Below are 25,132 nucleotides of genomic sequence, written 5' to 3' on the forward strand. Positions count from 1 at the left end.
TGGGGTGGTATTATGGTCATAGGTTCTATTTCTGATGTTGGTAAGATTAGAGAAAATAATCAGGATGCTTTTTATGCATCTAAGGATTTATATTTTCCCTTATATATGGTGGCCGATGGAATGGGAGGACATAAAGCTGGAGAAGTAGCAAGTACTATGGCAAGAAGTATTATTGAAAGTAACTTTTTGAAGGCAAAAGATAATCTATTACATGAAAATATAATAATCAAGTTGATAAAAGAATCAATAGAAGAAGCTAATACAAAAATATATCTTAAATCCCTACAAGATGAAAAATATAAAGGTATGGGTACAACTATAACGTTGGCCTACATATTTAAGGATAAAATTTGTATAGGACATGTTGGAGATAGCAGAGCTTATTTGATTAGAGAAGGGAATATATGCCAAATAACAGAAGACCATTCCTTTGTAAATGAGCTTCTAAAAACTGGTAGCATAACAAAAGAAGAAGCAAAGATCCATCCAAAAAGAAATATGATAACTAGAGCCGTTGGTTCTAGCAGCATTATAGAAATGGATTTGATAATTAGAGAATGTAATAAAAATGATATATTACTATTGTGCAGTGATGGCCTTTCTAATATGTTAAAGGAATTTGAAATTAGGGATGTTTTTATGGGAGAAAATGATGTTCAAAAAGCCTGTGAGACTCTGGCTGCTATGGCCAACAATAAAGGTGGTTTTGATAATATTACCATAGTGGCTATTAAATTTAATTAGATGAGGTGAAAAGATGATAGGCAAGATTTTAGGTGGAAGATATGAAATAATAGAGCAAATCGGAGGCGGAGGCATGGCTTTAGTATATAAGGCAAAATGCCAGCTATTAGATAGATTTGTAGCTATAAAGGTTTTAAAAGATGAGTTTGTAAATGATGAAGAATTTGTTAGAAAGTTTAGAAGAGAATCTCAAGCTGCTGCTAGTCTTTCTCATCCAAATATAGTGAATATATATGATGTTGGTGTGGAAAGCGATGGAAATAATCAGATTTATTATATTGTTATGGAATATATAAAAGGCAAGACATTAAAAGAACTTATAAAAGAAAAAGGTAAATTATCTATAGAGAATGCATTAGATTATTCCTATCAAATAGCAGAAGCTTTACAACATGCTCATAAAAACCATTTAGTTCATAGAGATATAAAACCACACAATATTATGATTACAGATGATAATAGAGTTAAGGTTACAGATTTTGGTATAGCTAGAGCAGCAACAAGTTCTACAGTGACTACCACTTCTAATGTTTTGGGTTCTGTTCATTATTTTTCTCCAGAACAAGCTCGAGGAGGATATACTGATGAAAAGTCTGATATATATTCTCTTGGTATAGTTATGTATGAAATGGTAACAGGAAAATTACCTTATCAAGGGGAAAGTCCAATAACTGTTGCACTAAAACATGTTCAAGAAGATATAAAGCCTCCTAGAGAGTTAAACAGTCAGATACCTATAGGCTTTGAAAATATTATTTTAAGATGCGTCCAAAAAAGGCAGGCAGACAGATATAGCAATATTACTGAACTAATAAAGGATTTAAAAAAAGTAAGAGACAATATAGAGGATGCTGATTTTGAAGATATAAATGGTTATGATTCCCATACTAAAATAATTCCTATAGTTGATGTAGAGGATGATGAAATTGTGAAAAGCAAGGCACAGGTAAAAAATACAAAGAAGACAAAGAAGACAAGTAAGAAAGATGGTAGCGGAAAAATTATTTTCTTAGGAATATTTTTAGCATTTCTATTAGCAACTAGTATTTGGTTAGGAGCCTATCAATTAAAAAAATTCTTTGCCAGTGGAGATTTGATCACTGTTCCTAAAATAATTGGAATGCAAGAAGAACAAGCTAGAAAAGAAATAGAAGATTTAGGTTTAAAATTTGAAGTTGAAGGTAGAGCGAAAAGTAGTGAATTCAAAGTTGGTGAGGTTATTTCTCAGAGTGAAGCTGAAGATAATAAAGTAAAGAAAGGTTATCCTATTCGAGTAACCATAAGTGAAGGGGATAATCTTGTAAAAGTTCCTAATGTGGTAAGCAAAGATTTGGAATATGCACAAGAACTCCTTGAGGATGCTGGATTAAAGACAAAAGTAGATTATGAGAATTCAGATACTATACCTGAAAATGTAGTAATTAGTCAAGATCCAGATAGTGGCTCTGTAGAACCAGGTACGAGAATAAAGTTAGTTGTAAGCAAAGGTGAAGAGATCAAACATGTAAAGATGATAAAAGTAGTTGGACTTAATATTGAAGAAGCTAAGAAGAAAATACTTGAATTAGGACTTGAGGTTGGAGATGTAACACCCGATCCAAGCGAAACTATACCGAAGGATCAGGTAACTTGGCAAAGCTATGAATTAGGTACGGAATTACAGACAAAGACAGCTGTTGATTTATTTATAAGTAGTGGACCAAGTGAAAAACCTGAAAATAATGAAGAAAATACTAATATTGGTGATAAAGCAATACCAGTAACTATTACATTGACTCCATTGCCAGAGGTAGAAGAGACAGCAATTAGGATTTTAAGAATTCAAGATGGTGTAACAGATGTAGTATATAATAAAAAACACCAAGCTAGTGAGGTATCATTTTATGAAACATTTAGCGGAAAAATAGGTACTGTGTTTGAAGTGTATTATAATGATGTGCTTGTACATCGAGAGACAATTTCTAAAAATGAATAGGGGGCTTTTATGGTAAATGGGATAATAATAAAAGGTATTGGTGGATTTTACTATGTAAAAACAGAATCTGGTATAGTAGAGTGTAGAGCAAGAGGTATCTTTCGAGAGGAGAAATTAACTCCTCTCGTAGGAGATAAAGTAAAGATTAGGATAAGCAGTGAAGATAATACAGGATATATTGAAGAAATATATCCAAGAACATCTCAGCTCTTAAGGCCACCAGTAGCAAATATTACTCAAGCTATAATAGTCATGAGCATAAAAAAACCAGATGTTAATACTTGGCTATTAGATAGATTTCTTATAATGGCTGAGCATGAAAAACTGGAAATTATGATTTGTATAAATAAGTCTGATTTAATGCCAGAAAAGGCATTAGAACTGAAAACTATTTATGAAAATATAGGATATAGAGTGATAAATACTAGCGTACTAACGGGAATTGGTATTGATGAATTAAAAATTGCATTAGATAATAATATATCAGTATTTGCTGGTCCTTCAGGTGCTGGAAAATCATCTCTATTAAATGCAGTTAATAGGAATTTCAAGCTGGAGACTGGTGATGTAAGCACTAAGACTAAAAGAGGTAAACATACTACTAGACATGTTGAACTTTTAGAATTGCACGATAATGCCTTTGTTCTTGATTCTCCAGGTTTTAGTTCTTTAAATATAGATTTTATTGAAGAAGAGATTCAATTAAAAAATTATTTTAAAGAAATATATAAATATGGAGAAAATTGCAGATTTATTAGTTGCTTACATGGAAATGAACCAGATTGTGAAGTGAAGAAACAAGTAGAAGAAGGAAATATTGCTAAGGAGAGATACGAAAATTATTTACTTTTCCTTGAAGAAATAAAAAACATTAGGAGGTACTAATATGGCTAAAATTGCGCCTTCATTACTTTCAGCAGATTTTGCTAATTTACAGGATGAAATAAAGAAAATAGAAAATGGTGGTGCCGATTATCTTCATTTAGATGTAATGGATGGTATCTATGTACCTAATATTACCTTTGGACCTCCAGTAATAAAGAAACTGAGGAAAATTACTAAAATCCCTTTTGATGTACATTTAATGATAGATAAACCTGAAAGGTATATTAAGGATTTTGTTGATGCAGGTGCTGATTTAATAACTGTACATCAAGAGGCAACTACTCATCTTCATAGAACTATACAGGAGATAAAATCCTATGGCATCATGGCAGGCGTATCACTAAACCCTGCTACACCATTAGAGTCTATAGAGTATGTTTTAGGGGATTTAGATTTAGTTCTTATTATGACAGTGAATCCAGGGTTTGGGGGACAATCCTTCATTGAGTCTATGAAGGGAAAAATAAAAAGACTAAGAAAAATAATTGATGAAAGAGAACTAAATATTATTGTTGAAGTAGATGGTGGAGTGAAATTAGATAATGCCAAGGAAATCTTAAATTGTGGTGCTGATTTATTAGTAGCAGGTTCAGATGTATTTGGAGCAGAAGATATAGAACATAGAACTAGACAATTTAAACAGTTGTAAATTAATAATTGTATGCTATAATAGAATTAATTGAAGAAGATTAACACTAGGGGAGCCAATTGGCTGAGAGTGGATTTATCCCGACCCTTATGACCTGACCTAGGTAATGCTAGCGTAGGGAAGTGTGTATTAGCCTTTAAATACCCATTGCCTACGTTGGTAATGGGTTTATTAATTTAAAGGAGGAGAGTTTTTATGGAGAAAAGATGGGATGTAAAGATGTTGACAGAAGGTGGTATGATGATTGCTCTAGCTACTATACTAAGTTATATTAAAGTCTATGAGGCACCTATGGGAGGATCAGTTACTGCTGGAAGTATGATTCCAATTATTTTATTTGCCATTCGTTGGGGTTTAATACCGGGATTAGCCATAGGAAGTACTTATGGTATATTACAATTTATCTTAAAACCTTATTTCTATCATCCAATTCAATTTGTATTAGACTATCCGCTAGCTTTTGGTTTGCTAGGTTTAGCTGGCATTGCATATTATATAAAGGACAAGAATTCTTTTAAAGGATATTTAAATGTTTTTTTAGCTGCATTTATAGGGATATTGGGAAGAATGATATCACATGTTTTATCAGGTGTAGTTTTTTTTGCTGAATATGCTGGAGATAAAAATCCTTGGATTTACTCAATTGAATATAATGCTTATTATTTAGTTCCAGAATTAATTATTTCTTGCATTGTAATCGCAATTATTTGGAAACCATTAAATAAGGCAATAAAAGCAAAATAAGAAAAACTTCTAAATGAAAATTAGTGGAAGTTTTTCTTGGCCACTGCATAGGCGACTTGCACGAAATCAAAGATTTTTGGCAATTTGCCTAAAATTCATTGACGGAAAGTTCTTAATACTATACTATTAACGTAGAACTTTCCTATTCGTTATAAAAAAGGATGATGTAAATGAAAGGGTTAATTATTTCAAGTGGGACTATTACAGATTATAGTATATTAGAGTTAGTAGTTAAGGAATCTGATTTTATTATATGTGCAGATGGAGGAATGAATCATCTTGCAAAAATCAATAAAAAGCCTAATTTAGTAATGGGCGATTTAGACTCTATTAGCGAATCTGCATTAAATTATATAAGAGATAACAATATAACTGTGGAAAAGTATTCATCTATTAAAGATGCAACTGATACTGCTCTTGCTATGGAATATTTAATAGAGAAAGAGTATAAGGAAATTATACTAATGGGAGTGACAGGAACTAGACAAGACCATACCATGGCAAATATATTTCTGCTAAACACTTTACATGATAAAGGAATTAAGGGAAAAATCATAGATGATAATAATATTATCTATTTAATAGACAACTATATGGAATTACAGTATTTAGAAGATAAATATGTCTCTATTGTACCAATAGTAGAAGAGGGAATAGTTATATCTTTAAAGGGTTTTTTCTATAATTTAGATAGAGAATTTATTAAATTTGGATCTACTCATGGAATTAGCAATAAAATTATTGATGAAATTGGAATAATTGAAATTCATAAGGGAAAAGCATTAGTATTTATTTCAAAAGATTAAAGCTTAGGATAATTATCCTAAGCTTTTTGTAACTATTTCTTTAATGTTTGAATACAATATAATAAAGTATTATAGGGGTGTTGATTATGAAGAGGTTTTACTATAGGTATATACAAAAAATGAGAAAAATAATAGGTATAACTTTAGCTGCAGTTGGTTTTTTAATAATTATTAAGTTTATACCTATAGAAGTACTTCTAATATTAATTGGAATCGGATTACTTATAATGGGAGCATTGATCCTAAAAATAAAATAAGGCTTACCATTTTTATATGGAAGCCTTATTTTATTACATAATTATAGTGCTCTTTCAACATATCCAGATCTTAAACATCTAGTACATACATTAACTTTTTTTGTTCCACCATTAACTACAGCTCTAACTGATCTAATGTTAGGTGACCAACTTCTTGAACTCTTTTTATTTGAGAAAGTAACTTTGTTACCAAATACTTTTCCCTTTCCACATACTTCACAAACTTTCGCCATGAAAAACACCTCCTTAATCTACTACTGAAAATACTTTAAAGTATATTTTCTACATTTCAATAATAACACATTATATTCTAACACAATAATTAGTAAAAATGCAACCAAAATGTATTATTATCTTATTATAATCATAGGATTTAGTTGAACTATTTTTACATTTAGGGTAAAATATAGAATATGGTATATTGAAAAGAAGGAGGCGATTATACATGCCAGCCAAGACCAATACAGAATATGGAGCAATTAGTATAGATGACAATGTCATAGCCACTCTTGCAGGAATATCTGCAATGGAGAGTTATGGTATAGTGGGTATGGCTTCAAAGAATGCGACAGATGGATTATTTGAGCTATTGAAATGGGACTATTTATCTAAAGGTATAAAAGTATATACAAAGGATGATAAATTGACTATTGACTTACATGTTATATTGGAATATGGTGTAAGGATTTCTGTAGTTGCTGAAAATATAATTGATAGGGTTAAGTTTAATGTTGAAAATTTAACTGGTCTAAAAATAGACAAAATAAATGTACATGTACAAGGAATAAGAGTTGAAAAGTAGTTTGAGGAGGTACTATAATTGAAAATTGAAATTCTAGACGGGGCAATGCTTAAAAAAGCTTTAGCTGGTGCAGCAAAGTTCCTAGAAGATAATAAAGAGGAGGTAAACTCCTTAAATGTTTTTCCTGTTCCTGATGGAGATACAGGTACAAATATGTCGCTTACAGTAAATTCTGCTATAAAGCAAGGACTTAACCTCGATGAAGATAGTGTTTCTAAAATAGCATTAGCCACTTCACATGGATCTTTAATGGGGGCCAGGGGTAATTCAGGTGTTATTTTATCACAACTTTTTCGTGGATTCGCAAATGGTTTAAATGGAAAAGATACCGCTGATGTTAGAACACTTGCTGAGGCTTTTAAACAGGCTGCTGATACAGCATATAAGGCTGTTATGAAGCCAACAGAGGGGACTATATTAACAGTAGCTAGAGAGTGTGGAGAATATGCTATTTCTATTTGCAAAGAAGAAAGGGATATTTTAGTTTTTCTTAAAAAAGTAATAAATCATGGAGAAATAATTTTAAATAAAACTCCAGAAATGCTTCCAGTTTTAAAGCAGGCAGGGGTTGTAGATGCTGGAGGCAAAGGTTTAATTTATGTATTGACGGGTGCATATAATGCTTTAGCAGGTATTGATAAAATCGAAGTTAAGACCCCAGAAAAGAAGAAGGTGGAACAGAAGGAATATATCCACCATGAACATATAGATACTGATGATATTAAATATGGTTATTGTACAGAATTTATAATTAATACTAAATATGAGGATATTGATTTATTTAGAAATGAATTATCATTACAAGGCGATTCACTACTTGTAGTAGGTGGGGAGGGTCTAATAAAGGTACATGTTCATACAAATAACCCTGGAGTAGTACTTGAAAAAGCTCTTAGTATTGGGGAGCTTACAGATATAAAAATTGATAATATGAGGTATCAACATGAGGAGATTTTATTAAAATCGGAATTATCTAAGTCTAATAATGTAGAAAATAAGGATTTTGAAAAGGAATATTCTTTTGTAGCAATATCTATTGGGGAGGGAATTGATGAAGTATTTAAGGGACTTAATGTGGATTATTTAGTCTCTGGTGGGCAGACAATGAATCCAAGTACGGAGGATATACTTAAGGCCATTGATAATACTTCAGGTAAAAATGTATTTATACTTCCTAACAATAGTAATATTATTTTAACAGCAGAGCAAACCAAGGAACTTAGTTCTAGAAATATTATAGTTATTCCTTCTAAGACTATACCTCAGGGGATCGCTGCATTACTAGCCTTTGATGAGTCTAAATCTGTAGATGAAAATACAGAAAGTATGAAAGAGTCCATAGCTTACGTTAAAACAGGCCAAGTTACTTATTCCGTTAGGGATACAGAATTTAATAATACAAAAATATATAAAGATGATATTATTGGAATTGCTGAAGGAGATATAATAGCAAATGGTAAGGATATAAATGAAGTTGCTATAAAACTACTTGATAATATGGTTGACGAGGATACTTCACTAATTACAATATTATACGGAAGTGACTTAACTGAAGAGTTAGCTGAGGATTTAGAAAATCATTTATCTAGTGCTTATAATGATATAGATATAGAATTAATATTTGGTGGTCAGCTATATACTACTATATATTTTCTGTAGAATAATTTACCCTGCCCTTTGGTGGGGTTTTTTAATATAATTAATTTTGGAGGGATCATATATGGCAGTAAATATCCAATATTTAAAAGGTGTAGGTCCCAAAAGAGCTTCTAGATTAAGAAAATTAAATATAAATACTGTAGAAGACTTAATGTATTTTATACCTAGGGATTATGATGATAGATCAAAATTTAAGACTTTGAGAGAATGTATGATAGGTGAAAAAGTAAGTTTAGAGGTTGAAATAATTGGTAAAGCCAATATACTTAGACCTAGACGAAATTTATCTATTATAAAAGTTCCCGTCAAAGATAGTTCTCATAATGCTTATTTAGTGTGGTTCAATCAAGAATATCTAAAAGATAAATTTATAGTTGGTGAAAAAATAATAGTAAATGGTAAAATAAATAAGGTAGGTATGGAGATTCAAATAATGAGTCCTGTTTTCGAAAAATCAGGAACTATGGATAAGGTAGGCCGAATAACTCCTATATACTCTTTAACTGAAGGATTAACTAATAACGAAATAATTAAGATAATAGATTATTCTATCAAAGAATATATAGATCAGATTAGAGAGTTTTTACCACAGGAAATAATAAATAAATATGATCTTATGGATATAAGGGGTGCTATCACAAATGTTCATTTTCCTATGAATAGTGTGCTATTGGAAAAGGCTAGGAAGAGACTTTCATTTCAAGAACTTTTAACTTTACAAATGGGACTTTTTATTATTAAAAATAGAAATTTTACAAATAATAAAGGTATTAGGTTTAATAAAACTATAGAAATAAATGATTTTATCCAAAAACTACCTTTTAAACTTACAAACTACTCACAAATTAAAGTTTTTAAAGAAATTGAAGCAGATATGGAAAATGACATTCAAATGAATAGATTAGTGCAGGGAGATGTGGGGTCAGGAAAAACTATAATAGCAGTCCTTGCAATGTTTAAAGCTATATCTTCTGGATATCAAGCTGTCATGATGGCTCCTACAGAGATATTAGCCAGTCAACATTTTGAATCAATTAGAAAGTTTTTTTCTGGCTATAATATTAGGACGGAACTATTGGTTGGAAGTCTTTCTCCCAAAGCTAAAGAAGAAATTTTACTGGACTTAAAAGAGGGAAGAATAGATATATTAATTGGTACTCATGCTGTAATACAAGAAAATGTAGAGTTTAATAGATTAGGTCTTGCTATAACAGATGAACAACATAGATTTGGTGTGAAACAAAGGGCTATTTTATCGCAGAAAGGTAATAATCCAGATGTAATAGTTATGACTGCAACTCCAATTCCTAGGACTTTAGCCCTTATTTTATATGGAGATTTAGACGTTTCAATTATTGATGAATTGCCACCAGGTAGAAAGGAAATAGAAACATATGCTGTTGGGCCTGAGATGATAGAAAGGATTAATAATTTTATTAGAAAACAAATCTTAGAAAGTAGGCAGGCATATATAGTTTGTCCTTTAATTGAGGAAAGTGAAACCTTGACTGTTAATGCTGCGGAAGAACTATATAAGGATTTTAAAGATAATATTTTTAAAGAATTTAAAGTAGGGCTACTACATGGTAAAATGAAACCTAAGGAAAAAGATTTAGTCATGGAAGAATTTAAAAATCATAAAATTGATATACTTGTATCTACTACTGTTATAGAGGTAGGGGTAAATGTGCCAAATTCCAATATCATGGTTATTTATAATGCAGAGAGGTTTGGATTAGCTCAATTACATCAACTAAGGGGAAGAGTTGGTAGAGGTGAACATCAATCTTATTGTATATTAATAAATGAAAGCAATAATCAAATATCTAGGGAGAGAATGAGAGTATTACAAAATTCTACTGATGGATTTAAAATCTCTGAAAAAGATTTAGAACTTAGAGGACCTGGAGAATTCTTTGGAACCAGACAACATGGATTACCTGAGCTAAAAGTTGCAAATTTATTTACAGATATGGATATTTTAAAAGTAGCGCAAAAAGAAGCTATAAATATAGTAAATCAAGATCCAAACTTAGAACTGGAAAAATACAGAGAATTAAAGAAAAAAATACAAGAAATGTTTTCAAATTTAAGAGAATATTCTACATTTAATTAATTTCTATTTTAATATTGGCAATATATGATAAAATACTAGTGATATAGTTTTTAAGGAGGTAAATATTTGAGAGTTATATCAGGTTTAAGAAAAGGACATAAATTAAAAGTACCTAAAGGAATGAGTGTAAGACCAACCGAGGATAGAACTAAGGAATCTTTATTTAATATATTAGGACATATTGATGAAGAGAGTGTAGTATTAGATGCATTTGGGGGTTCTGGTTCTATAGGTATAGAGTTTCTAAGTAGAGGAGCAAAGACTTGCTATTTTGTAGATAATTCTATAGAAAGTATAAATATTATCAATGAAAATTTGGAGCATACAAAGTTTTTATCACAAAGCATTGTAATTAAATCTGATATTCTATCCACAGTAAAAAAATTTGGTGTAAAACGATTGGTATTTAACTATATTTATTTGGATCCTCCTTTTCGCCAGAATGGTTTAATTGAAAAATTGCTAGAGGTAATTAATAGAGAAAGCATTTTGGATAATGATGGTATAATAATAATAGAACATGAAAAAGAATTAGATTTAGAAGACAATTTTTCTGGATTTTTAAAATCAGATTTTAGAAGATATGGCAGCAAATCTTTATCATTTTATAAGAGAATGGACTAAGGAGGAAATTTTATGAAAGCAGTGTATCCAGGTAGCTTTGATCCAGTTACCTATGGTCATTTAGATATTATAGAGAGAGTTTCTAAAAAAGTTGAACATCTTATTGTGGCTGTATTAAATAACCCATCAAAAAAAAGTGTTTTTTCATTAGAAGAGAGAATTCAATTGTTGAAGGAAGTTACAAAAGAATTCCCTAATGTGGAGATAGACTATTTTTCTGGACTTCTTACTGATTATGCAACAAAAAGGAATTGCACAACTATGATTAGAGGTCTAAGAGCTGTTTCTGATTTTGAATATGAAATGCAAATGGCTTTAGTGAATAAAAAAATAAACAATGAACTTGAGACTCTTTTCATGGTATCTAGCAGTAAATATGCATATTTAAGTTCAAGCATTGTTAAAGAAGTAGCTATGTTTGGTGGAAATATTTCTGTTTTGTTCCTGAAGTTGTTGAACAAGCTTTGAAGAATAAATTTAGAGGAGGGCTATAATACTTATGGAAGTTTTAAAATTAATTGATGAAATTGAAGATATTGTAGAAGCTGGGACAAGCTTACCATTCTCAGGGAAAGTTATGGTGGATAAATTTGAAATTTTAGAAATATTGAAAGAAATTAGAATTAAGTTACCGGATGAAATCAAGCAAGCAACGTGGATAAAAGAAGAAAGACAAAGAATTCTAGCAGAAGCTCAAAAGGATGCAGATACATTATTAAAGGAAGCAGAATACAGATTGCAAGAATTAGTTGATGAAGATGAGATTACAAAAAAAGCAAATTCCAGGGCAGAAGAAATAATTACAAAAGCCCAAACGAATGCCAAAGAAATTAGACTTGGTGCCATGGATTATGCTGATAGTCTTCTAGAAGAGACTCAAGAAAATCTGAAAGAGTTAATTCAATTATTAAATGAAAATAGAAAAGAATTAAGAGGCTCTAATTAGAACCTTTTAACGTCTTGAATGTTGTTGAAACAAGCATTGATAATAAGAATATATATATAATCATAATTAAAGCAAGTTTTGTTGAACTAGTAAGTAAATAAATCCAATTAGACAAATTAAATTGATTATTATAATACATCGGATAGTAAATAGTAGGCTGTATATAGTTCTGATATTTTAAGAGATATAGTGCATAGCCAAATAAAACTGATAATATTCCATGTAAGAATTTGGACACTATATATAGCTTAGTATTTATATCTGTATTGTTGATGAAGCTGAATGCTTGACTATGAACGGAGAAACCACTCCACCCAATCGTAAAGTTAAGGATTAATATTTTTGTAATCAAACTTGACTGTGAAGCTACAATATTTTTACATCCTATAGTAACTTCAAAAAATCCTATAATTATACCTTTTATTAATTTTATATCTATAGATAATAAATTGCTTAAATGATAGATTATATTATTTAAGAATTCCATATTAAATAATATTTCAACTATTACTGAGTAGAAAATTACTAGACCACCTATCAATATAATAGTATCCATACTTTCTTTGACAGCCTTTGTTATCAAAGAACCTATGGATTTTTTTGTTTTTATCCATGTAACATAGGATTCTTGAACTTCTTCAAATAGATTTCTTTTTTTTGAGATAATAGGTCTTCTATTATTGGATTTATAAAAGCTAAATAATAATCCCAAAACTAATACAGATAAATAATGAGGAACAATGATAAGTGGCGCAAGTTTAGAGTCATTTAACATTCCAATGCTAACTGCCCCTAGCATAAAAAGAGGTCCAGAAGTACTAGTAAAGCATATCAGTCTAGTACCTTCATCTTTTGTTATTAGTCTTTCTTCTCGTAACCTAGATGTTAATTTAGCACCGACTGGATATCCTGATAATATAGACATAGTCAATGGAAATGCTCCTTCTCCTGGAACGTTAAAGATAGGTCTCATTAATGGTTGTAGCAATTTACCAATAAAATCAACAAATCCTAACCCTATGAGTATTTCAGATATAATAAAAAAAGGTAGAAGAGAAGGTAAAATAATATTAAACCATACTGCTATGCCAGATGCAGCACTGCTTAAAGAAAGTTTTGGGTTAGTTATGATTCCGATTAAAACTATAATAACTATTAATAGAAAAAATAATGTAAAGTTAAATGTTTTATGCCCATTTTTATTTTTCATATTTGCACCTCCTATAATTTATATTATGAACTATAGGAGGTTAATATGATGTGTTATTTAATATAAGGAGAATTATAATAATCCATATTTGATAGTGGATTTGAAGAATTTAATCCAATAAAAAATATATCTGTTGCTTTTTTATCGAACATAAGAATTTTCTCTAAAGACTCATTATTAAAATGTTTATAATCAGCAAATTTAGTTATAATAGGTAAGGAAGAATTTTTTTTGATTTCATTTAATAGGAATAACCCTTTTTTATTAGCACCTAATACTCTAATATAGGATGGATAAAGATCATAAAGCTCTTTGAAAGTATTGCCATCAAGCTGGTTTAGCAAATGAACAAATAATCTCTGTATACGAGTTCTTGGATATCTTTTTGTTACAATATTGTCAATTATTTCTTTGATACTATTATTCTTATATCCTTGTTCAATCATCCTATTTTCAAGACCAGGTTCAATATCTAATAGATTCTTAACTTTACTTTTATCTAGGGTACGGATTAGATAAAGAAATATTTGATCGTAATTTTCTAGATAATTAAAATGATTATATTTTTCTATATATTCCTGTAGACAAAAATAAGTTTCAATAGGAACTAAGTTTTTGATAGAACATAGGGTGCTATTTTTTATTAAATTTCTTATTGCAGTAGCACTGGCAAAACCATCAGATAAATGTAAATCGTTATAATTGCTACCAGAACGTTTTATAGCTATAGGAACTATCTTAGAATTAATTTTATTTAATGCTTTTAGGTACTCTATGCCTAATATATTATTAGATTTACCAATTATTTCCTTATAATTATAATAATTATTTGGAGAAATAATATTAATGTATTCTTCTAATGCATTGCTTCTTGATATTGAATATGATAGTCCACGGGATAGATAGTATTTTAATTTTTCCTTATAGTATTCTGGTTCATCTGATAGTACAGAAGTTATTTGGGTTAATGGCTCCAAGTCTCCTAACTCACTGCCAAATGCTAAATAATCTACAATATTTAGGCTATCCATCAACTTCACTCCTCCATAGGCAAATAATTCTGCACTTTGGGATGAAAAAATAAAGGGTAATTCTAATACTAAATCTATGCCGTTATCTATGGCCATTTTGGCTTTAGTCCATTTATCAATAAAGGATGGCTCGCCTCTTTGCAGGAAAGATCCACTCATTATGGCAATTGAATAATCTGCATCAGTTTTTTTTATAGACTGCTCTAGGTGGTATTTGTGACCATAGTGAAAGGGATTGTACTCAGTAATGAATCCAACAACTGTCATAATAACCTCCAAATTATATTTTCTTTAATTATATCATGTTGATTTTTTAACACAAATGTAATATTATGAATTATAGACAAAAGAACAATTAATTAAATTAGGAGGAATAAAAAATATGAAGATTCTTGTAATTAACTGTGGAAGTTCTTCACTAAAATATCAACTTATAGATATGAATGGAGAAGAAGTATTATGTAAAGGACTTGTAGAGAGAATTGGCATCGAAGGTTCTAGAATAAAGCATGATACTACTGGCAAAGAAAGAGTAATAATTGAAGAGCCTATGGCTAATCATAAAGTTGCTCTAGGTTTAGTACTTAATGCTTTGATTGATGAAAATCATGGAGCAATAAAATCCATGGATGAAATTGGAGCAGTAGGACATAGAGTTGTACATGGAGGAGAAACATTTGCTTCATCTGTTATTATTGATGAAGAAGTCATGAAAGTTCTTGACGAGTGTATAGAATTAGCACCTTTACACAATCCGCCAAACATTACCGGTATTGAAGCTTGTAAAGAGCTAATGCCTAATACACCTATGGTTGCAGTATTTGATACGGCTTTCCATCAAACTATGGAGGCAGATAATTATATATATCCTATTCCTTATGAATTCTATGAAAAATATAAAATTAGAAGATATGGTTTCCATGGAACTTCACATAAATATGTATCATTAAGAGCAGCTGAAATATTGGGCAAAGATATTAAGGATTTAAATATTGTTACATGTCACTTAGGAAATGGTTCTAGTGTGTGTGCGGTACAAGGTGGAAAATCTATGGATACAAGTATGGGTTTTACTCCTCTAGAAGGTTTAGCAATGGGAACTAGATCGGGAGATATAGACCCAGCTATAATTCCATTTATCATGGATAAAGAAAATATGACATTTGAAGAAGTAAATGGTATGTTAAACAAACAATCTGGTGTACTAGGAATATCTGGAATTAGTAGCGACTTTAGAGATTTGGAAATAGCAATGGAAGAAGGGAATAAAAGAGCTAAATTAGCTTTAGATGTATTTGTTAATAGAGTTAAAAAATATGTGGGAGCTTATGTAGCTACTATGTGCAGTATAGATGCTTTAGTATTTACAGCAGGTATTGGAGAAAATTCAAGTTACATTAGAGAGAAAGTTTGTGAAGGATTAGAATGCCTAGGTATTAGAATCGATACTGAATTAAATAACGTAAGGGGTGAAGAAGCTCAACTTAACAAAGATTTGACTTCTGCTTCTATACTTGTTATTCCAACAAACGAAGAATTAATGATAGCTAGAGATACATTAGGCTTAGTATCTAAATAATATTATTCTTGACAAATTGATGCCTCCTTTATATAATTATCTTTGTTAGTCTAAGAGGTGAAAAATATGATAATTGATTTATCAAGTTTTCTTGATGGGATCAATGACCTTTTGCATTTTGAAGGAGAACTAGAAATAGATAGTTTAAACTTAAATGGAAGAGGCATTGCAATAGTTGAACCTATAAAATATGAAGGTGAAGTATTTAAAATAGACGGGGAAAAGGCTATAGATATTAGAATATCTTATGTTTACAATGAGATATGTCATAGATGCCTAAAGCCTGCTACTAATGAAATAAAAACTATTTTATCTGGAAAACTTGTAAAGGGAAAGGAAGAAACTGATAAGGAATATGAGGGCTATGATGAAGTTTTCTACTATGAAGATGATACCTTAGATATTAGAGAACATATTTTAAACCAAGTAATTCTTTCTTTACCAATGAAATCCTTATGCAACTTTGATTGTAAAGGATTGTGTTCTACATGTGGAGCAGATTTAAATAATACAAGATGTAATTGTATTCAAGAAAATATTGATCCAAGATTTGAAAAACTAAAGAATTTTTTTCCTAAGAATTAAGGAGGTGTTTTAAATGGCTGTACCAAAACGAAAAACTTCTAAAGCTAGAAGGGACAAGAGAAGAGCTTCTTCTTATAGACTAAACAAAGCTACAGTTGTTGAGTGTCCACAATGTCATGAGCCAAAACAACCACATAGAGTTTGTAGATCATGTGGATATTACAAAAACAGAGAAGTTATCGCAGTAGAATAATAAAAAAGATAGTGATATCACTATCTTTTTTTAATTTAATATTGCATTTTATTTTAGTCTAATATATATTTAATATCAGTAGTCTTAAAATACACAGCATTGGAGGGTAATTATGAAAATTATTATTGATGCTATGGGTGGAGACAATGGACCGATTGAAGTGATTAAAGGAACTGTTGATGCTGTAAATGAATATGGTGTTAATGTTATATTGGTTGGTAAAGAGGATATAATAGAAAATGAATTAAAAAAATATGACTATCCAAAAGATAAGGTTGAAATCTTAGGTGCTAGTGATATAATAACCAATGATGACGATCCAGCTATAGCTATTCGAAGAAAGAAAGATTCGTCTATGGTAGTGGGATGTAAGGCTTTGGCAGATGGAATAGGTGATGGTTTTATATCAGCTGGAAGTACAGGAGCACTATTGGCATCAGGAATCTTTATCGTTAAAAGAATAGATGGTATTGATAGGGCAGCATTATCTGTTGTATATCCTACTAAAAATGGATTTTCATTGCTTCTGGATGCAGGTGCAAATGTAGATTGTAAGCCAGAGTATTTATATCAATTTGCTTTAATGGGGTCTGTTTATATGGAAAAGGTCATGGGAATAAAATCTCCGACTATAGGTCTTGTAAATATAGGTATAGAAAAGGGAAAGGGAAATGCCCTATCTAAGGAAACATATGATATTATTGAAAAATCACATTTAAACTTTAAAGGAAATGTGGAAGCTAGGGAATTACCTAGTGGAATAGTAGATGTTATTGTATCTGATGGTTTTGTAGGAAATGTAGTTTTAAAATTAACTGAAGGTATGGCCATTTCAATTTTTTCAATATTAAAAGAAGAATTTACGAAGAATTTTAGAGCAAAATTGGGTGCCATGCTACTTAGGCCTGAATTGAAAAATATAAAGGGTAGGATGGATTACAGAGAGCAAGGTGGAGCGCCACTATTAGGCATAAGCAAACCTATAGTAAAAGCCCATGGAAGTTCGGATGCTTTTGCTATTAAGAATGCAATCAATCAATTAAAAAAATTTATAGAGAAAGATGTAATAAAAATAATAGAAGAAAATATGCATGTACTAGATAATAAATAATAATTTTGGAGGGAGATAATATGATTTATAAAAAAATAAAAACTATAATCGCAACACAATTTAATATTGATGAGGATGAAATTACAAAGGATACTTCTTTTAAAGATACACTAAATGCTGACTCACTAGATTTAGTAGAGTTAATAATGGCACTAGAAGATGAGTTTGGTCTTGAAGTAGAAGATGAAGAAATGGAAAATATAAAAACCGTTGGAGATGCTGTTGAATATATTACAAATGCTCTAGAAGAATAATAATCAGGGCTAAGTTTGGCCCTGATTACTCTTGAAAATTTGGGGGTATTAAAGTGAAAGAAAATATTAAAGGAGTTAAATGGTTAGAACCCTTAGAAATGAACTTAAATTATAAATTTAGGAATATTAATTTATTGAAAACTGCACTGACTCATAGCTCCTATGCAAATGAAAATAAGATGAAAATAACTGATAATAACGAAAGACTTGAATTTTTAGGTGACACTATTTTAAACTTAATAGTAAGTCAATATTTATATAAAAAGTATCCATATTATCCAGAAGGGGAATTAACCAAAATCAGAGCAAAAGTAGTCTGCGAATCTTCTCTAGCGTTTGCAGCTAGAAAGATTGATTTAGGCAAATATCTTCTATTAGGCAAAGGCGAAGAAGCTACAGGAGGACGTGATAGGGATTCGATTTTAGCTGATGCCAGTGAAGCATTAGTGGGTGCTGTTTATATGGATAGTGACTTTCAAGTTGTAAACAAACTATTACTTGAAAATTTTGAAGCTGATATAGTATATGCAGTAGCAAAAGGAGCATTATTTATTGATTATAAAACTGAATTGCAGGAGAATCTTCAAAAAATAACTAGAGCTAAAATAGAGTATAAGGTTGTGAGGGAAGAAGGTCCAGATCATAATAAAATATTTTATATGGATGTAATAGTTGATAATAAAACTGTTGGGACAGGAACAGGACGTAATAAAAAAGAAGCAGAACAAATGGCTGCTAAAGAGGCACTTCTAGTAATGGGGGAAACTGGTGATGAGTAAACATTATATAATCCCAATATTTGTTCCCCATTATGGTTGCCCCCATGATTGCGTTTTTTGCAATCAGAAAAAAATCACTGGATTATCAACTAATGTAACACCAAGAGATGTGAAAAATATCATTGAGGAACATTTAGTTACTTTTAAGCCTGGGTCTACTATAGAAGTTGCATTTTATGGAGGGAGTTTTACTGCAATAGATATAGATATTCAAAAAGAGTTACTAGCTATTCCATACCAGTATAAGATTGAAGGAAAGATAAGTGGTATTAGATTATCTACTAGACCAGATTGTATAGATAAAATAATACTAAGAAATTTAAAGGACTATTTAGTAGATACTATTGAACTAGGTGTTCAATCCTTAGATGATTCAGTACTATTTGCAAGTGGAAGGGGACATACTTCGAAAGATGTATATAAAGCAGCGGATTTAATAAAGGAATTTGGATTTAATCTTGGACTGCAAATGATGGTAGGTCTTCCAGAGGATACTAGAGAAAAGACAATATACACCTGTAAAGAATTTATAAAGCTAAATCCATACTGTGTAAGGATATATCCAACTTTAGTAATAAAGGATACTTATCTAGAAAGACAATTTTTCAATGAGAAATATTCACCTGTATCTTTTGAAGAAGCAGTAGATACATGCTCTATACTTCTTATGCTTTTTGAGATAAATAGCATTGATGTTATTAGAATTGGGTTACAGCCTACGGAAAATATTCAATTAGGGAAAGATGTGGTTTCAGGACCATTTCATCCTGCTTTTAGGCAGATGGTAGAATCAAATATATTTAAACTTCTATTAGAGTATTATTTTGATATAAATAACATTAAAACCGAAGATAAAAAACTAACTATAGACTCTAATAGTAAAAACATATCCTCTATTGCTGGTCAAAGGTCAAGTAATGTAATGCATTTTACTGATAGATATAAGTTTAGTAATATAAAAATATATAGAAAAGAAATAGATACAAATTATATTGACATTACAATTGGTGAATTTTATGATAAAATAGATATGAAATTGTTAATGGAGTCCTATTTAAAGGACGGTTCTATTATTTAGATTAGTATTAAAGGTTTCCTTTAGCCTAGGAAACCTTTAATTATAAGAAAAGCTTCGGGTAAGGTATAAAGGAAGCTTTTCTTGGTTACTTCATAAGCGACTTGCACGAAATGAAAGATTTTGGCAATCTGCTTAAAACTCATTTATGGAAAGTTCTAAACATGAAAAAGACAAAAGTAGAACTTTCCTATTCGTTATAAGAGAGGTGTTTTGCTTGCGACTAAAAAAAGTAGAGATACAGGGATTTAAATCCTTTGCTGATAAGACAGAAATTGAAATTAAAAATGGAATTACAGCTATAGTAGGGCCAAACGGTAGTGGTAAGAGTAATATATCTGATGCCATAAGATGGGTTCTAGGTGAGCAAAGTGTAAAAAATCTTAGGGGTAGTAAAATGGAAGATATAATCTTTGCTGGTACAAGCAAGAGAAAAGCATTAGGATATTCAGAAGTTACTATTACATTTGATAATAAGGATGGAGAAATACCTATAGATTATACTGAAGTAGCAGTTACACGAAGGATGTTTAGATCAGGAGAATCGGAATATTATATAAATAAAAATTCCTGTAGACTAAAAGATGTCCGAGAATTATTTATGGATACAGGAGTAGGAAAAGATGGATATTCAATTATTGGACAAGGCAGAATAGAGGAAATACTTAGCAATAGACCTGAAGATAGAAGAAGTATTTTTGAAGAAGCAGCAGGAATAGTAAAATATAAATCAAAGAAAGAAGAAGCTGAAAGAAAACTAGAGAAAACAGAAGGAAATATAATAAGGATAAAGGATTTAGTATTTGAGTTATCTAGTCAATTAGAGACATTAGAGGTACAGTCCCATAAAGCCAATTGCTTTACTGAATTATATAATCGATTAAAAAATTAGAGATTAATTTATTTATAAAAGATATAAAAAAATTAATACACAGATAGAGGAAATAAACAAGGAAAATCTTAATTTAGAAGAACAGCTTGCTGGAAAAACAGATGAGAGACAAAAGATTGAGGATAAATTCAATTTACTTAAAGAAACTATTGAAGATTTAGAATCAAAAATTGAAATATGCAGAAATAAAAGTTTGGGAATTATAAATGAGTTAGATAAAAATCAAAATCAACTTGCTATAATTGAAGAAAAGGATAAATTTTTTAATAAGGATTTAGAAAGATTAAAAGAAGAAAAGCACAATTTAAATTGTAGATTAAAAGATATCCAAAAGGTGAATGTTGACTTAGCAAGAGAAAAAGACATAACTCAAGAAGAATATAATAAGCTTCTAGAAGAATATAATAAAAAAACATTGGAACTAGAAAAAAGTTTTGAGGTCCTGCAAGAGAAAGAGAGAGAGATTGAACTTGAAAAAAATAATATAATTAAAATATATAATAATTCATCAGATAAAAAATCGGAATTAAATAGTATTATTTCTTTTAATGAAAATATCGAGAAGAGAATATCTCAATTAAGTAAAGAGATAAATAGTATGTATATTGAAAAGAAGATAAATATAGAAAAGTATGATGATTTGGTTAATAAGGAAGATGAACTAAAAAAACAATTATGTACTTTAAGAGATGAACTAGAGAATATAAAGAAATTAGAACTAGATAATAGCAATGATTTAGATATTATTAATAAAAAGATAAATACTAATAATATGGAGATCCAGTCTAAAACTTCTAGCTTTAAGTTACTTAAAAATATGGAAGAAGATTATGAAGGATATTATAAAGGTGTTAAATCTTTACTAAAGGCTGCCAAAAAGGAAATAAGATTAAAAGAAGGACTTATGGGGGTAGTAGCAGAGCTTATAAATGTAGATGAAAAATTTGAAAGAGCTATAGATATTGCATTAGGATCTAATGCACAGAATATAGTTACTAAAACAGAAGAGGATGCAAAAAATATAATAGAGTACTTAAAACATAATAAACTTGGAAGAGTAACATTTCTACCACTTAATATAATTAAAGGTAATACTTTAGATATAAATCCTCAAGATAGAAATAATTTTATGATTCATGGTTTAGGATTTGAACTAATTAAATTTGATAGAAAATATGAAAATATATTTAAATTTTTACTTGGAAGGACTATAGTAATTGAAAATATAGACTATGGAATTAAGTTTGCAAATAAATCTAACCACTCCTATAGAATCGTCACTTTGGAAGGAGAAGTTCTAAATCCAGGTGGCTCTATGACTGGAGGAAGTCATAACACAGGTGGAATAAGCATAATTAGCAGAAAAGGCAGGATACAAAAACTAATTGAGGATATTAATGAATTAAATAAAATTCAAGAAAGCTTAGAAGAAGAAAGAAATATATTTTTAGATAAACAAAAGGATATTAGAGAAAAGAAAATTAAATTAGAAGAATCTATTAAAGATACGGAGTACTCAATAATTGATGTAAAGAATCAAAAAGAAAAGTATATGAATGAAGCAACTAGACTAGAAGAAATTATAAACAAGTCTAAGAAAGAAATAGATAGTCTAGATGTTGAAATAAATAACTATGAAAATAAAAAGAAAGAATTACTTGCTTTATTAGCTCAGTTAGATGAAGACAGTATAAATCAGAAAGAAAAAATTAAAGATTTAACGAATCATTATAATGAGGAGAAGTTAGTTAGGGAAGATAAAGTGAAAGTTGTTACAGATATGAAAATTAATCTTAATTTAATCCATAGTAAAATAAATAATTTACAGGAAAAACTAACTAAAAATGAATCAGAATTTGAAAACATTAATAATTCAATCAAAGAAAAAGATGAACTAATAATATCTAATAAAGATAATATTGAAGAAATAATAGAGAATAGAGCTACTTTAGATGAAAAGATAAAAGAATTAAATATTATAGAAGGAGATACAAAGAAGGAGTTAGAAGGTTTGATATCTGACAAAAATAAGTTTATGGAAGGTTTTTACTCTGAACAGGATAGGCTAAAAGAAATTAATAAATTAATTGTGGATACTGAAAAAAATATTAATTCTAATGAAGTCAAATTAGCTAGAATTTCTGTACAACTTGAAAATTATCATAAAAAATTAGCCGATGATTATGAATTAAGTTATGAAGAAGCATTGGTCTATGAAGATGAAATAAAAAACACTCAAGAGGCAATAGTGGAGGCAAGAAGATTAAAGGTAGAAATAAAAGAACTAGGTACAGTTAATTTAAGTTCCATAGAGGAATATAAAAATTTGAAAGAAAGACTGGATTTTATTTTAAATCAACAAAAAGACTTAATTAATGCAAAAGAAAATCTAAAAGAAGTAATTAAGGATATAGAAAATAAAATGAAAAATCAATTCCTTATAAATTTTAATGAAATAAATACTAACTTTCAAGAAATATTCAAGATTTTATTTAATGGAGGACAAGCAGAGTTAATTATAGAAAATAATGAAGATATTTTAAATTCTGGAATTGAAATTAAAATACAACCTCCAGGAAAGAAACTTCAAAGTTTGACTTTATTATCTGGTGGAGAGAAATCTTTAACTGCAGTAGCACTTTTATTTGCAATATTAAAATTGAAACCTTCTCCCTTCTGTATTCTAGATGAAATAGATGCTGCTCTTGACGAAGCTAATATTAGCAGATATACTAACTATTTAAAAACTTTTTGCGATGATACTCAGTTTGTTCTTATTACTCATAGAAAAACAACTATGGAGATAGCAGATATATTATATGGTGTAGCTATGGAAGAGGAAGGAATATCCAAACTAATATCGGTTAAACTAAAAGATAATGTAGATGAAATAGCAAGTTAGGGGGAATAAAATGTTTAAGTGGTTTAAGAAACTTAGTAAAAAAAATGAAGAATTAAATGAAGATGAAAAAATTATTGAAACAAATGAAGAAGAATTCCTTGAGGAAAAAATTGAGGAGTTGATTGAAGAAGAAATAGATCAGTTAGAAGAACAAGAAGAAATTATAGAAGATATGGAAGAATCTGTGGAAGAAACTATAGAGGATTTTCAAACAGAGTTAGTGGAAGAATCTTTAGAGTTTGAAGAACATGAATTTGAAGATGAAGAGATTATAGAAGAAAATTTAGAAGAGTTACCTATAGATGCGGAAGAGGAAATTGAAAATTTCCAGCAATCTCTACCTGAAGAGGCTGAAGAAGAAAAAAATACTAAAAAGAAAATTGGATTTTTTGAAAAACTCATGAATGGACTAACTAAGACCAGAGATGATATCTCCAATAAGATTGACGGAATTTTAAAGTCCTATAAGAAAATAGATGAAGAGCTTTTTGATGATCTAGAAGAAGTATTAGTTACTGCTGACGTAGGTGTAAACACCACTATGGAACTTATAGATAGGTTAAGGACTAGAGTTAAGGAAGAAAAGGTAACTGAGCCAGAAGAAGTAAAAGAACTTCTCAAAGATGAAATTAGAAAACTTATGTTAGAGTCAGTTTCTGATAATGAGTTAAACATAGAGCCTTCACCTGCATTAATTTTGGTTGTAGGCGTAAATGGTGTTGGTAAAACTACTACAATTGGAAAGCTTTCTAATAATTATAAAAAACAAGGTAAAAGGGTTTTAATAGCTGCAGGAGATACTTTTAGAGCCGCCGCTATTGAGCAATTAGAAGAATGGGGTAATAGAGCTGGGGTCGAAGTTATAGCTCATAGTGAAGGTGCAGACCCAGCAGCAGTTATTTATGATGGTATCCAAGCTGCTAAAGCAAGAAAAACTGATATATTAATTTGTGATACAGCTGGTAGACTTCATAATAAATCTAATCTTATGAATGAATTAAATAAGATATTTAGAGTTGCAGAAAGAGAATATGGGGATGCTACTAAAGAAGTGTTGCTAGTATTAGATGCTACAACTGGACAAAATGCTATAAACCAAGCAAAGGTATTTAAAGAAGTAGCAAATATCACGGGTGTTGCACTTACTAAACTAGATGGAACAGCAAAAGGTGGCGTTATCATAGCTTTACAAGCAGAGCTAAAAATACCTGTTAAACTAGTAGGTGTGGGAGAAGGAATCGAAGATTTACAGCCTTTTATTGTGGAAGATTTTGTAGAAGCAATATTTCACTAATAATCATTGACAAAAGAGAA

At 30.0% G+C, this 25,132-nt stretch carries 26 protein-coding genes and 1 riboswitch; of the genes, 23 read left to right on the forward strand and 3 right to left on the reverse strand.

The genetic code is table 11. The features are described from left to right. The first annotated feature begins 12 nt into the window (after positions 1-12). The 7 genes from CIW83_RS06490 (at position 13) to CIW83_RS22135 (ending at position 6,060) form a co-directional block, all read left to right on the forward strand. Positions 13-744, forward strand: a complete 732-nt coding sequence (locus CIW83_RS06490; RefSeq protein ID WP_094900036.1) for a Stp1/IreP family PP2C-type Ser/Thr phosphatase — start codon at positions 13-15, stop codon at positions 742-744. Positions 745-757: 13 nt separating this feature from the next. Then, positions 758-2,719 (forward strand): Stk1 family PASTA domain-containing Ser/Thr kinase, encoded by a 1,962-nt coding sequence (gene pknB, locus CIW83_RS06495; protein ID WP_094900037.1) that lies wholly within the window; start codon positions 758-760, stop codon positions 2,717-2,719. Positions 2,720-2,728: 9 nt separating this feature from the next. Continuing rightward, complete coding sequence (rsgA, locus tag CIW83_RS06500; protein WP_094900038.1) at positions 2,729-3,604, forward strand: ribosome small subunit-dependent GTPase A; 876 nt, start codon at positions 2,729-2,731, stop codon at positions 3,602-3,604. A 1-nt stretch (position 3,605) separates the two neighbouring features. After that, positions 3,606-4,253: a ribulose-phosphate 3-epimerase gene (rpe, locus tag CIW83_RS06505; protein WP_094900039.1), complete on the forward strand. Its 648-nt coding sequence runs from the start codon at positions 3,606-3,608 to the stop codon at positions 4,251-4,253. A gap of 38 nt (positions 4,254-4,291) precedes the next feature. Then, positions 4,292-4,391, forward strand: a riboswitch (TPP riboswitch). Between the two features lie 57 nt (positions 4,392-4,448). After that, on the forward strand, positions 4,449-4,997 hold the full coding sequence (thiT, locus tag CIW83_RS06510) for an energy-coupled thiamine transporter ThiT (RefSeq protein ID WP_094900040.1): 549 nt from the start codon (positions 4,449-4,451) through the stop codon (positions 4,995-4,997). 170 nt (positions 4,998-5,167) lie between these two features. Continuing rightward, positions 5,168-5,803: a thiamine diphosphokinase gene (locus CIW83_RS06515; RefSeq protein WP_094900041.1), complete on the forward strand. Its 636-nt coding sequence runs from the start codon at positions 5,168-5,170 to the stop codon at positions 5,801-5,803. An 86-nt stretch (positions 5,804-5,889) separates the two neighbouring features. Beyond that, positions 5,890-6,060, forward strand: coding sequence for a hypothetical protein (locus tag CIW83_RS22135; RefSeq protein WP_158220037.1), 171 nt, complete (start codon positions 5,890-5,892; stop codon positions 6,058-6,060). Positions 6,061-6,101: 41 nt separating this feature from the next. Here CIW83_RS22135 and rpmB read toward each other — a convergent pair whose 3' ends face one another. Next, positions 6,102-6,293: a 50S ribosomal protein L28 gene (gene rpmB, locus CIW83_RS06520; RefSeq protein WP_094900042.1), complete on the reverse strand. Its 192-nt coding sequence runs from the start codon at positions 6,291-6,293 to the stop codon at positions 6,102-6,104. 212 nt (positions 6,294-6,505) lie between these two features. On the opposite strand from rpmB, the gene CIW83_RS06525 reads away from it, so the two are divergent. The 6 genes from CIW83_RS06525 (at position 6,506) to CIW83_RS06550 (ending at position 12,207) form a co-directional block, all read left to right on the forward strand. After that, a complete protein-coding gene (locus CIW83_RS06525) occupies positions 6,506-6,862 on the forward strand; it encodes an Asp23/Gls24 family envelope stress response protein (RefSeq protein ID WP_094900043.1) in 357 nt (118 codons plus the stop codon). 18 nt (positions 6,863-6,880) lie between these two features. After that, the gene (locus tag CIW83_RS06530; RefSeq protein WP_369819367.1) at positions 6,881-8,521 is read left to right on the forward strand and encodes a DAK2 domain-containing protein; all 1,641 of its coding nucleotides are present in this window, start codon (positions 6,881-6,883) and stop codon (positions 8,519-8,521) included. A 61-nt stretch (positions 8,522-8,582) separates the two neighbouring features. Continuing rightward, on the forward strand, positions 8,583-10,637 hold the full coding sequence (gene recG, locus CIW83_RS06535) for an ATP-dependent DNA helicase RecG (protein WP_094900044.1): 2,055 nt from the start codon (positions 8,583-8,585) through the stop codon (positions 10,635-10,637). A gap of 66 nt (positions 10,638-10,703) precedes the next feature. Beyond that, positions 10,704-11,261 (forward strand): 16S rRNA (guanine(966)-N(2))-methyltransferase RsmD, encoded by a 558-nt coding sequence (rsmD, locus tag CIW83_RS06540; protein WP_094900045.1) that lies wholly within the window; start codon positions 10,704-10,706, stop codon positions 11,259-11,261. Positions 11,262-11,273: 12 nt separating this feature from the next. Next, complete coding sequence (gene coaD / locus CIW83_RS06545; protein ID WP_143598528.1) at positions 11,274-11,729, forward strand: pantetheine-phosphate adenylyltransferase; 456 nt, start codon at positions 11,274-11,276, stop codon at positions 11,727-11,729. Between the two features lie 31 nt (positions 11,730-11,760). Continuing rightward, positions 11,761-12,207, forward strand: coding sequence for an ATPase (locus tag CIW83_RS06550; RefSeq protein WP_094900046.1), 447 nt, complete (start codon positions 11,761-11,763; stop codon positions 12,205-12,207). Here the strand turns inward: CIW83_RS06550 and ylbJ are convergent. Next, on the reverse strand, positions 12,200-13,417 hold the full coding sequence (gene ylbJ / locus CIW83_RS06555) for a sporulation integral membrane protein YlbJ (protein ID WP_094900047.1): 1,218 nt from the start codon (positions 13,415-13,417) through the stop codon (positions 12,200-12,202). The genes CIW83_RS06550 and ylbJ overlap by 8 nt on opposite strands. A 53-nt stretch (positions 13,418-13,470) precedes the next feature. Continuing rightward, positions 13,471-14,715: a nucleotidyltransferase gene (locus CIW83_RS06560; protein ID WP_094900048.1), complete on the reverse strand. Its 1,245-nt coding sequence runs from the start codon at positions 14,713-14,715 to the stop codon at positions 13,471-13,473. 115 nt (positions 14,716-14,830) lie between these two features. Between CIW83_RS06560 and CIW83_RS06565 the strand changes: the two genes are divergently transcribed. The 10 genes from CIW83_RS06565 (at position 14,831) to ftsY (ending at position 25,112) form a co-directional block, all read left to right on the forward strand. Continuing rightward, positions 14,831-16,027: an acetate/propionate family kinase gene (locus tag CIW83_RS06565; protein ID WP_094900049.1), complete on the forward strand. Its 1,197-nt coding sequence runs from the start codon at positions 14,831-14,833 to the stop codon at positions 16,025-16,027. Positions 16,028-16,093: 66 nt separating this feature from the next. Beyond that, complete coding sequence (locus CIW83_RS06570; RefSeq protein WP_094900050.1) at positions 16,094-16,612, forward strand: DUF177 domain-containing protein; 519 nt, start codon at positions 16,094-16,096, stop codon at positions 16,610-16,612. A gap of 13 nt (positions 16,613-16,625) precedes the next feature. Then, positions 16,626-16,805 carry a 50S ribosomal protein L32 gene (rpmF, locus tag CIW83_RS06575; RefSeq protein ID WP_072972552.1) on the forward strand — a complete coding sequence of 60 codons (180 nt, stop codon included), beginning with the start codon at positions 16,626-16,628 and terminating at the stop codon, positions 16,803-16,805. 112 nt (positions 16,806-16,917) lie between these two features. Continuing rightward, positions 16,918-17,916, forward strand: coding sequence for a phosphate acyltransferase PlsX (gene plsX, locus CIW83_RS06580; RefSeq protein ID WP_094900051.1), 999 nt, complete (start codon positions 16,918-16,920; stop codon positions 17,914-17,916). Between the two features lie 23 nt (positions 17,917-17,939). Continuing rightward, positions 17,940-18,170, forward strand: coding sequence for an acyl carrier protein (gene acpP, locus CIW83_RS06585; protein WP_369819369.1), 231 nt, complete (start codon positions 17,940-17,942; stop codon positions 18,168-18,170). Positions 18,171-18,223: 53 nt separating this feature from the next. Next, positions 18,224-18,949: a ribonuclease III gene (rnc, locus tag CIW83_RS06590; protein ID WP_201259709.1), complete on the forward strand. Its 726-nt coding sequence runs from the start codon at positions 18,224-18,226 to the stop codon at positions 18,947-18,949. Then, a complete protein-coding gene (locus CIW83_RS06595; RefSeq protein WP_094900054.1) occupies positions 18,942-20,027 on the forward strand; it encodes an elongator complex protein 3 in 1,086 nt (361 codons plus the stop codon). Before rnc ends, CIW83_RS06595 begins: the two co-directional genes overlap by 8 nt. A 214-nt stretch (positions 20,028-20,241) precedes the next feature. Further along, a complete protein-coding gene (locus tag CIW83_RS06600) occupies positions 20,242-20,916 on the forward strand; it encodes a chromosome segregation SMC family protein (protein ID WP_158220038.1) in 675 nt (224 codons plus the stop codon). A gap of 52 nt (positions 20,917-20,968) precedes the next feature. Beyond that, complete coding sequence (gene smc, locus CIW83_RS06605) at positions 20,969-23,818, forward strand: chromosome segregation protein SMC (protein ID WP_235601253.1); 2,850 nt, start codon at positions 20,969-20,971, stop codon at positions 23,816-23,818. A 10-nt stretch (positions 23,819-23,828) separates the two neighbouring features. Continuing rightward, the gene (gene ftsY / locus CIW83_RS06610) at positions 23,829-25,112 is read left to right on the forward strand and encodes a signal recognition particle-docking protein FtsY (RefSeq protein ID WP_094900057.1); all 1,284 of its coding nucleotides are present in this window, start codon (positions 23,829-23,831) and stop codon (positions 25,110-25,112) included. Positions 25,113-25,132 lie beyond the last annotated feature (20 nt).

Origin of the sequence: Tissierella sp. P1, from assembly GCF_002266425.1 — a bacterium.
Lineage (GTDB): Bacteria > Bacillota > Clostridia > Tissierellales > Tissierellaceae > Tissierella > Tissierella carlieri.

Bases quoted from the DNA above. Each gene is read 5' to 3' on its own strand.
- pknB (WP_094900037.1), top strand. From the start codon at position 758: ATGATAGGCAAGATTTTAGGTGGAAGATATGAAATAATAGAGCAAATC.
- rsgA (WP_094900038.1), top strand. From the start codon at position 2,729: ATGGTAAATGGGATAATAATAAAAGGTATTGGTGGATTTTACTATGTA.
- plsX (WP_094900051.1), top strand. From the start codon at position 16,918: ATGAAAATTATTATTGATGCTATGGGTGGAGACAATGGACCGATTGAA.
- rpmF (WP_072972552.1), top strand. From the start codon at position 16,626: ATGGCTGTACCAAAACGAAAAACTTCTAAAGCTAGAAGGGACAAGAGA.
- CIW83_RS06490 (WP_094900036.1), top strand. From the start codon at position 13: ATGGTCATAGGTTCTATTTCTGATGTTGGTAAGATTAGAGAAAATAAT.
- CIW83_RS06570 (WP_094900050.1), top strand. From the start codon at position 16,094: ATGATAATTGATTTATCAAGTTTTCTTGATGGGATCAATGACCTTTTG.
- ftsY (WP_094900057.1), top strand. From the start codon at position 23,829: ATGTTTAAGTGGTTTAAGAAACTTAGTAAAAAAAATGAAGAATTAAAT.
- CIW83_RS06515 (WP_094900041.1), top strand. From the start codon at position 5,168: ATGAAAGGGTTAATTATTTCAAGTGGGACTATTACAGATTATAGTATA.
- coaD (WP_143598528.1), top strand. From the start codon at position 11,274: ATGAAAGCAGTGTATCCAGGTAGCTTTGATCCAGTTACCTATGGTCAT.
- CIW83_RS06565 (WP_094900049.1), top strand. From the start codon at position 14,831: ATGAAGATTCTTGTAATTAACTGTGGAAGTTCTTCACTAAAATATCAA.
- CIW83_RS06595 (WP_094900054.1), top strand. From the start codon at position 18,942: ATGAGTAAACATTATATAATCCCAATATTTGTTCCCCATTATGGTTGC.
- recG (WP_094900044.1), top strand. From the start codon at position 8,583: ATGGCAGTAAATATCCAATATTTAAAAGGTGTAGGTCCCAAAAGAGCT.
- rpe (WP_094900039.1), top strand. From the start codon at position 3,606: ATGGCTAAAATTGCGCCTTCATTACTTTCAGCAGATTTTGCTAATTTA.
- CIW83_RS06525 (WP_094900043.1), top strand. From the start codon at position 6,506: ATGCCAGCCAAGACCAATACAGAATATGGAGCAATTAGTATAGATGAC.
- rpmB (WP_094900042.1), bottom strand. From the start codon at position 6,293: ATGGCGAAAGTTTGTGAAGTATGTGGAAAGGGAAAAGTATTTGGTAAC.
- ylbJ (WP_094900047.1), bottom strand. From the start codon at position 13,417: ATGAAAAATAAAAATGGGCATAAAACATTTAACTTTACATTATTTTTT.
- CIW83_RS06550 (WP_094900046.1), top strand. From the start codon at position 11,761: ATGGAAGTTTTAAAATTAATTGATGAAATTGAAGATATTGTAGAAGCT.
- CIW83_RS06560 (WP_094900048.1), bottom strand. From the start codon at position 14,715: ATGACAGTTGTTGGATTCATTACTGAGTACAATCCCTTTCACTATGGT.
- thiT (WP_094900040.1), top strand. From the start codon at position 4,449: ATGGAGAAAAGATGGGATGTAAAGATGTTGACAGAAGGTGGTATGATG.
- CIW83_RS22135 (WP_158220037.1), top strand. From the start codon at position 5,890: ATGAAGAGGTTTTACTATAGGTATATACAAAAAATGAGAAAAATAATA.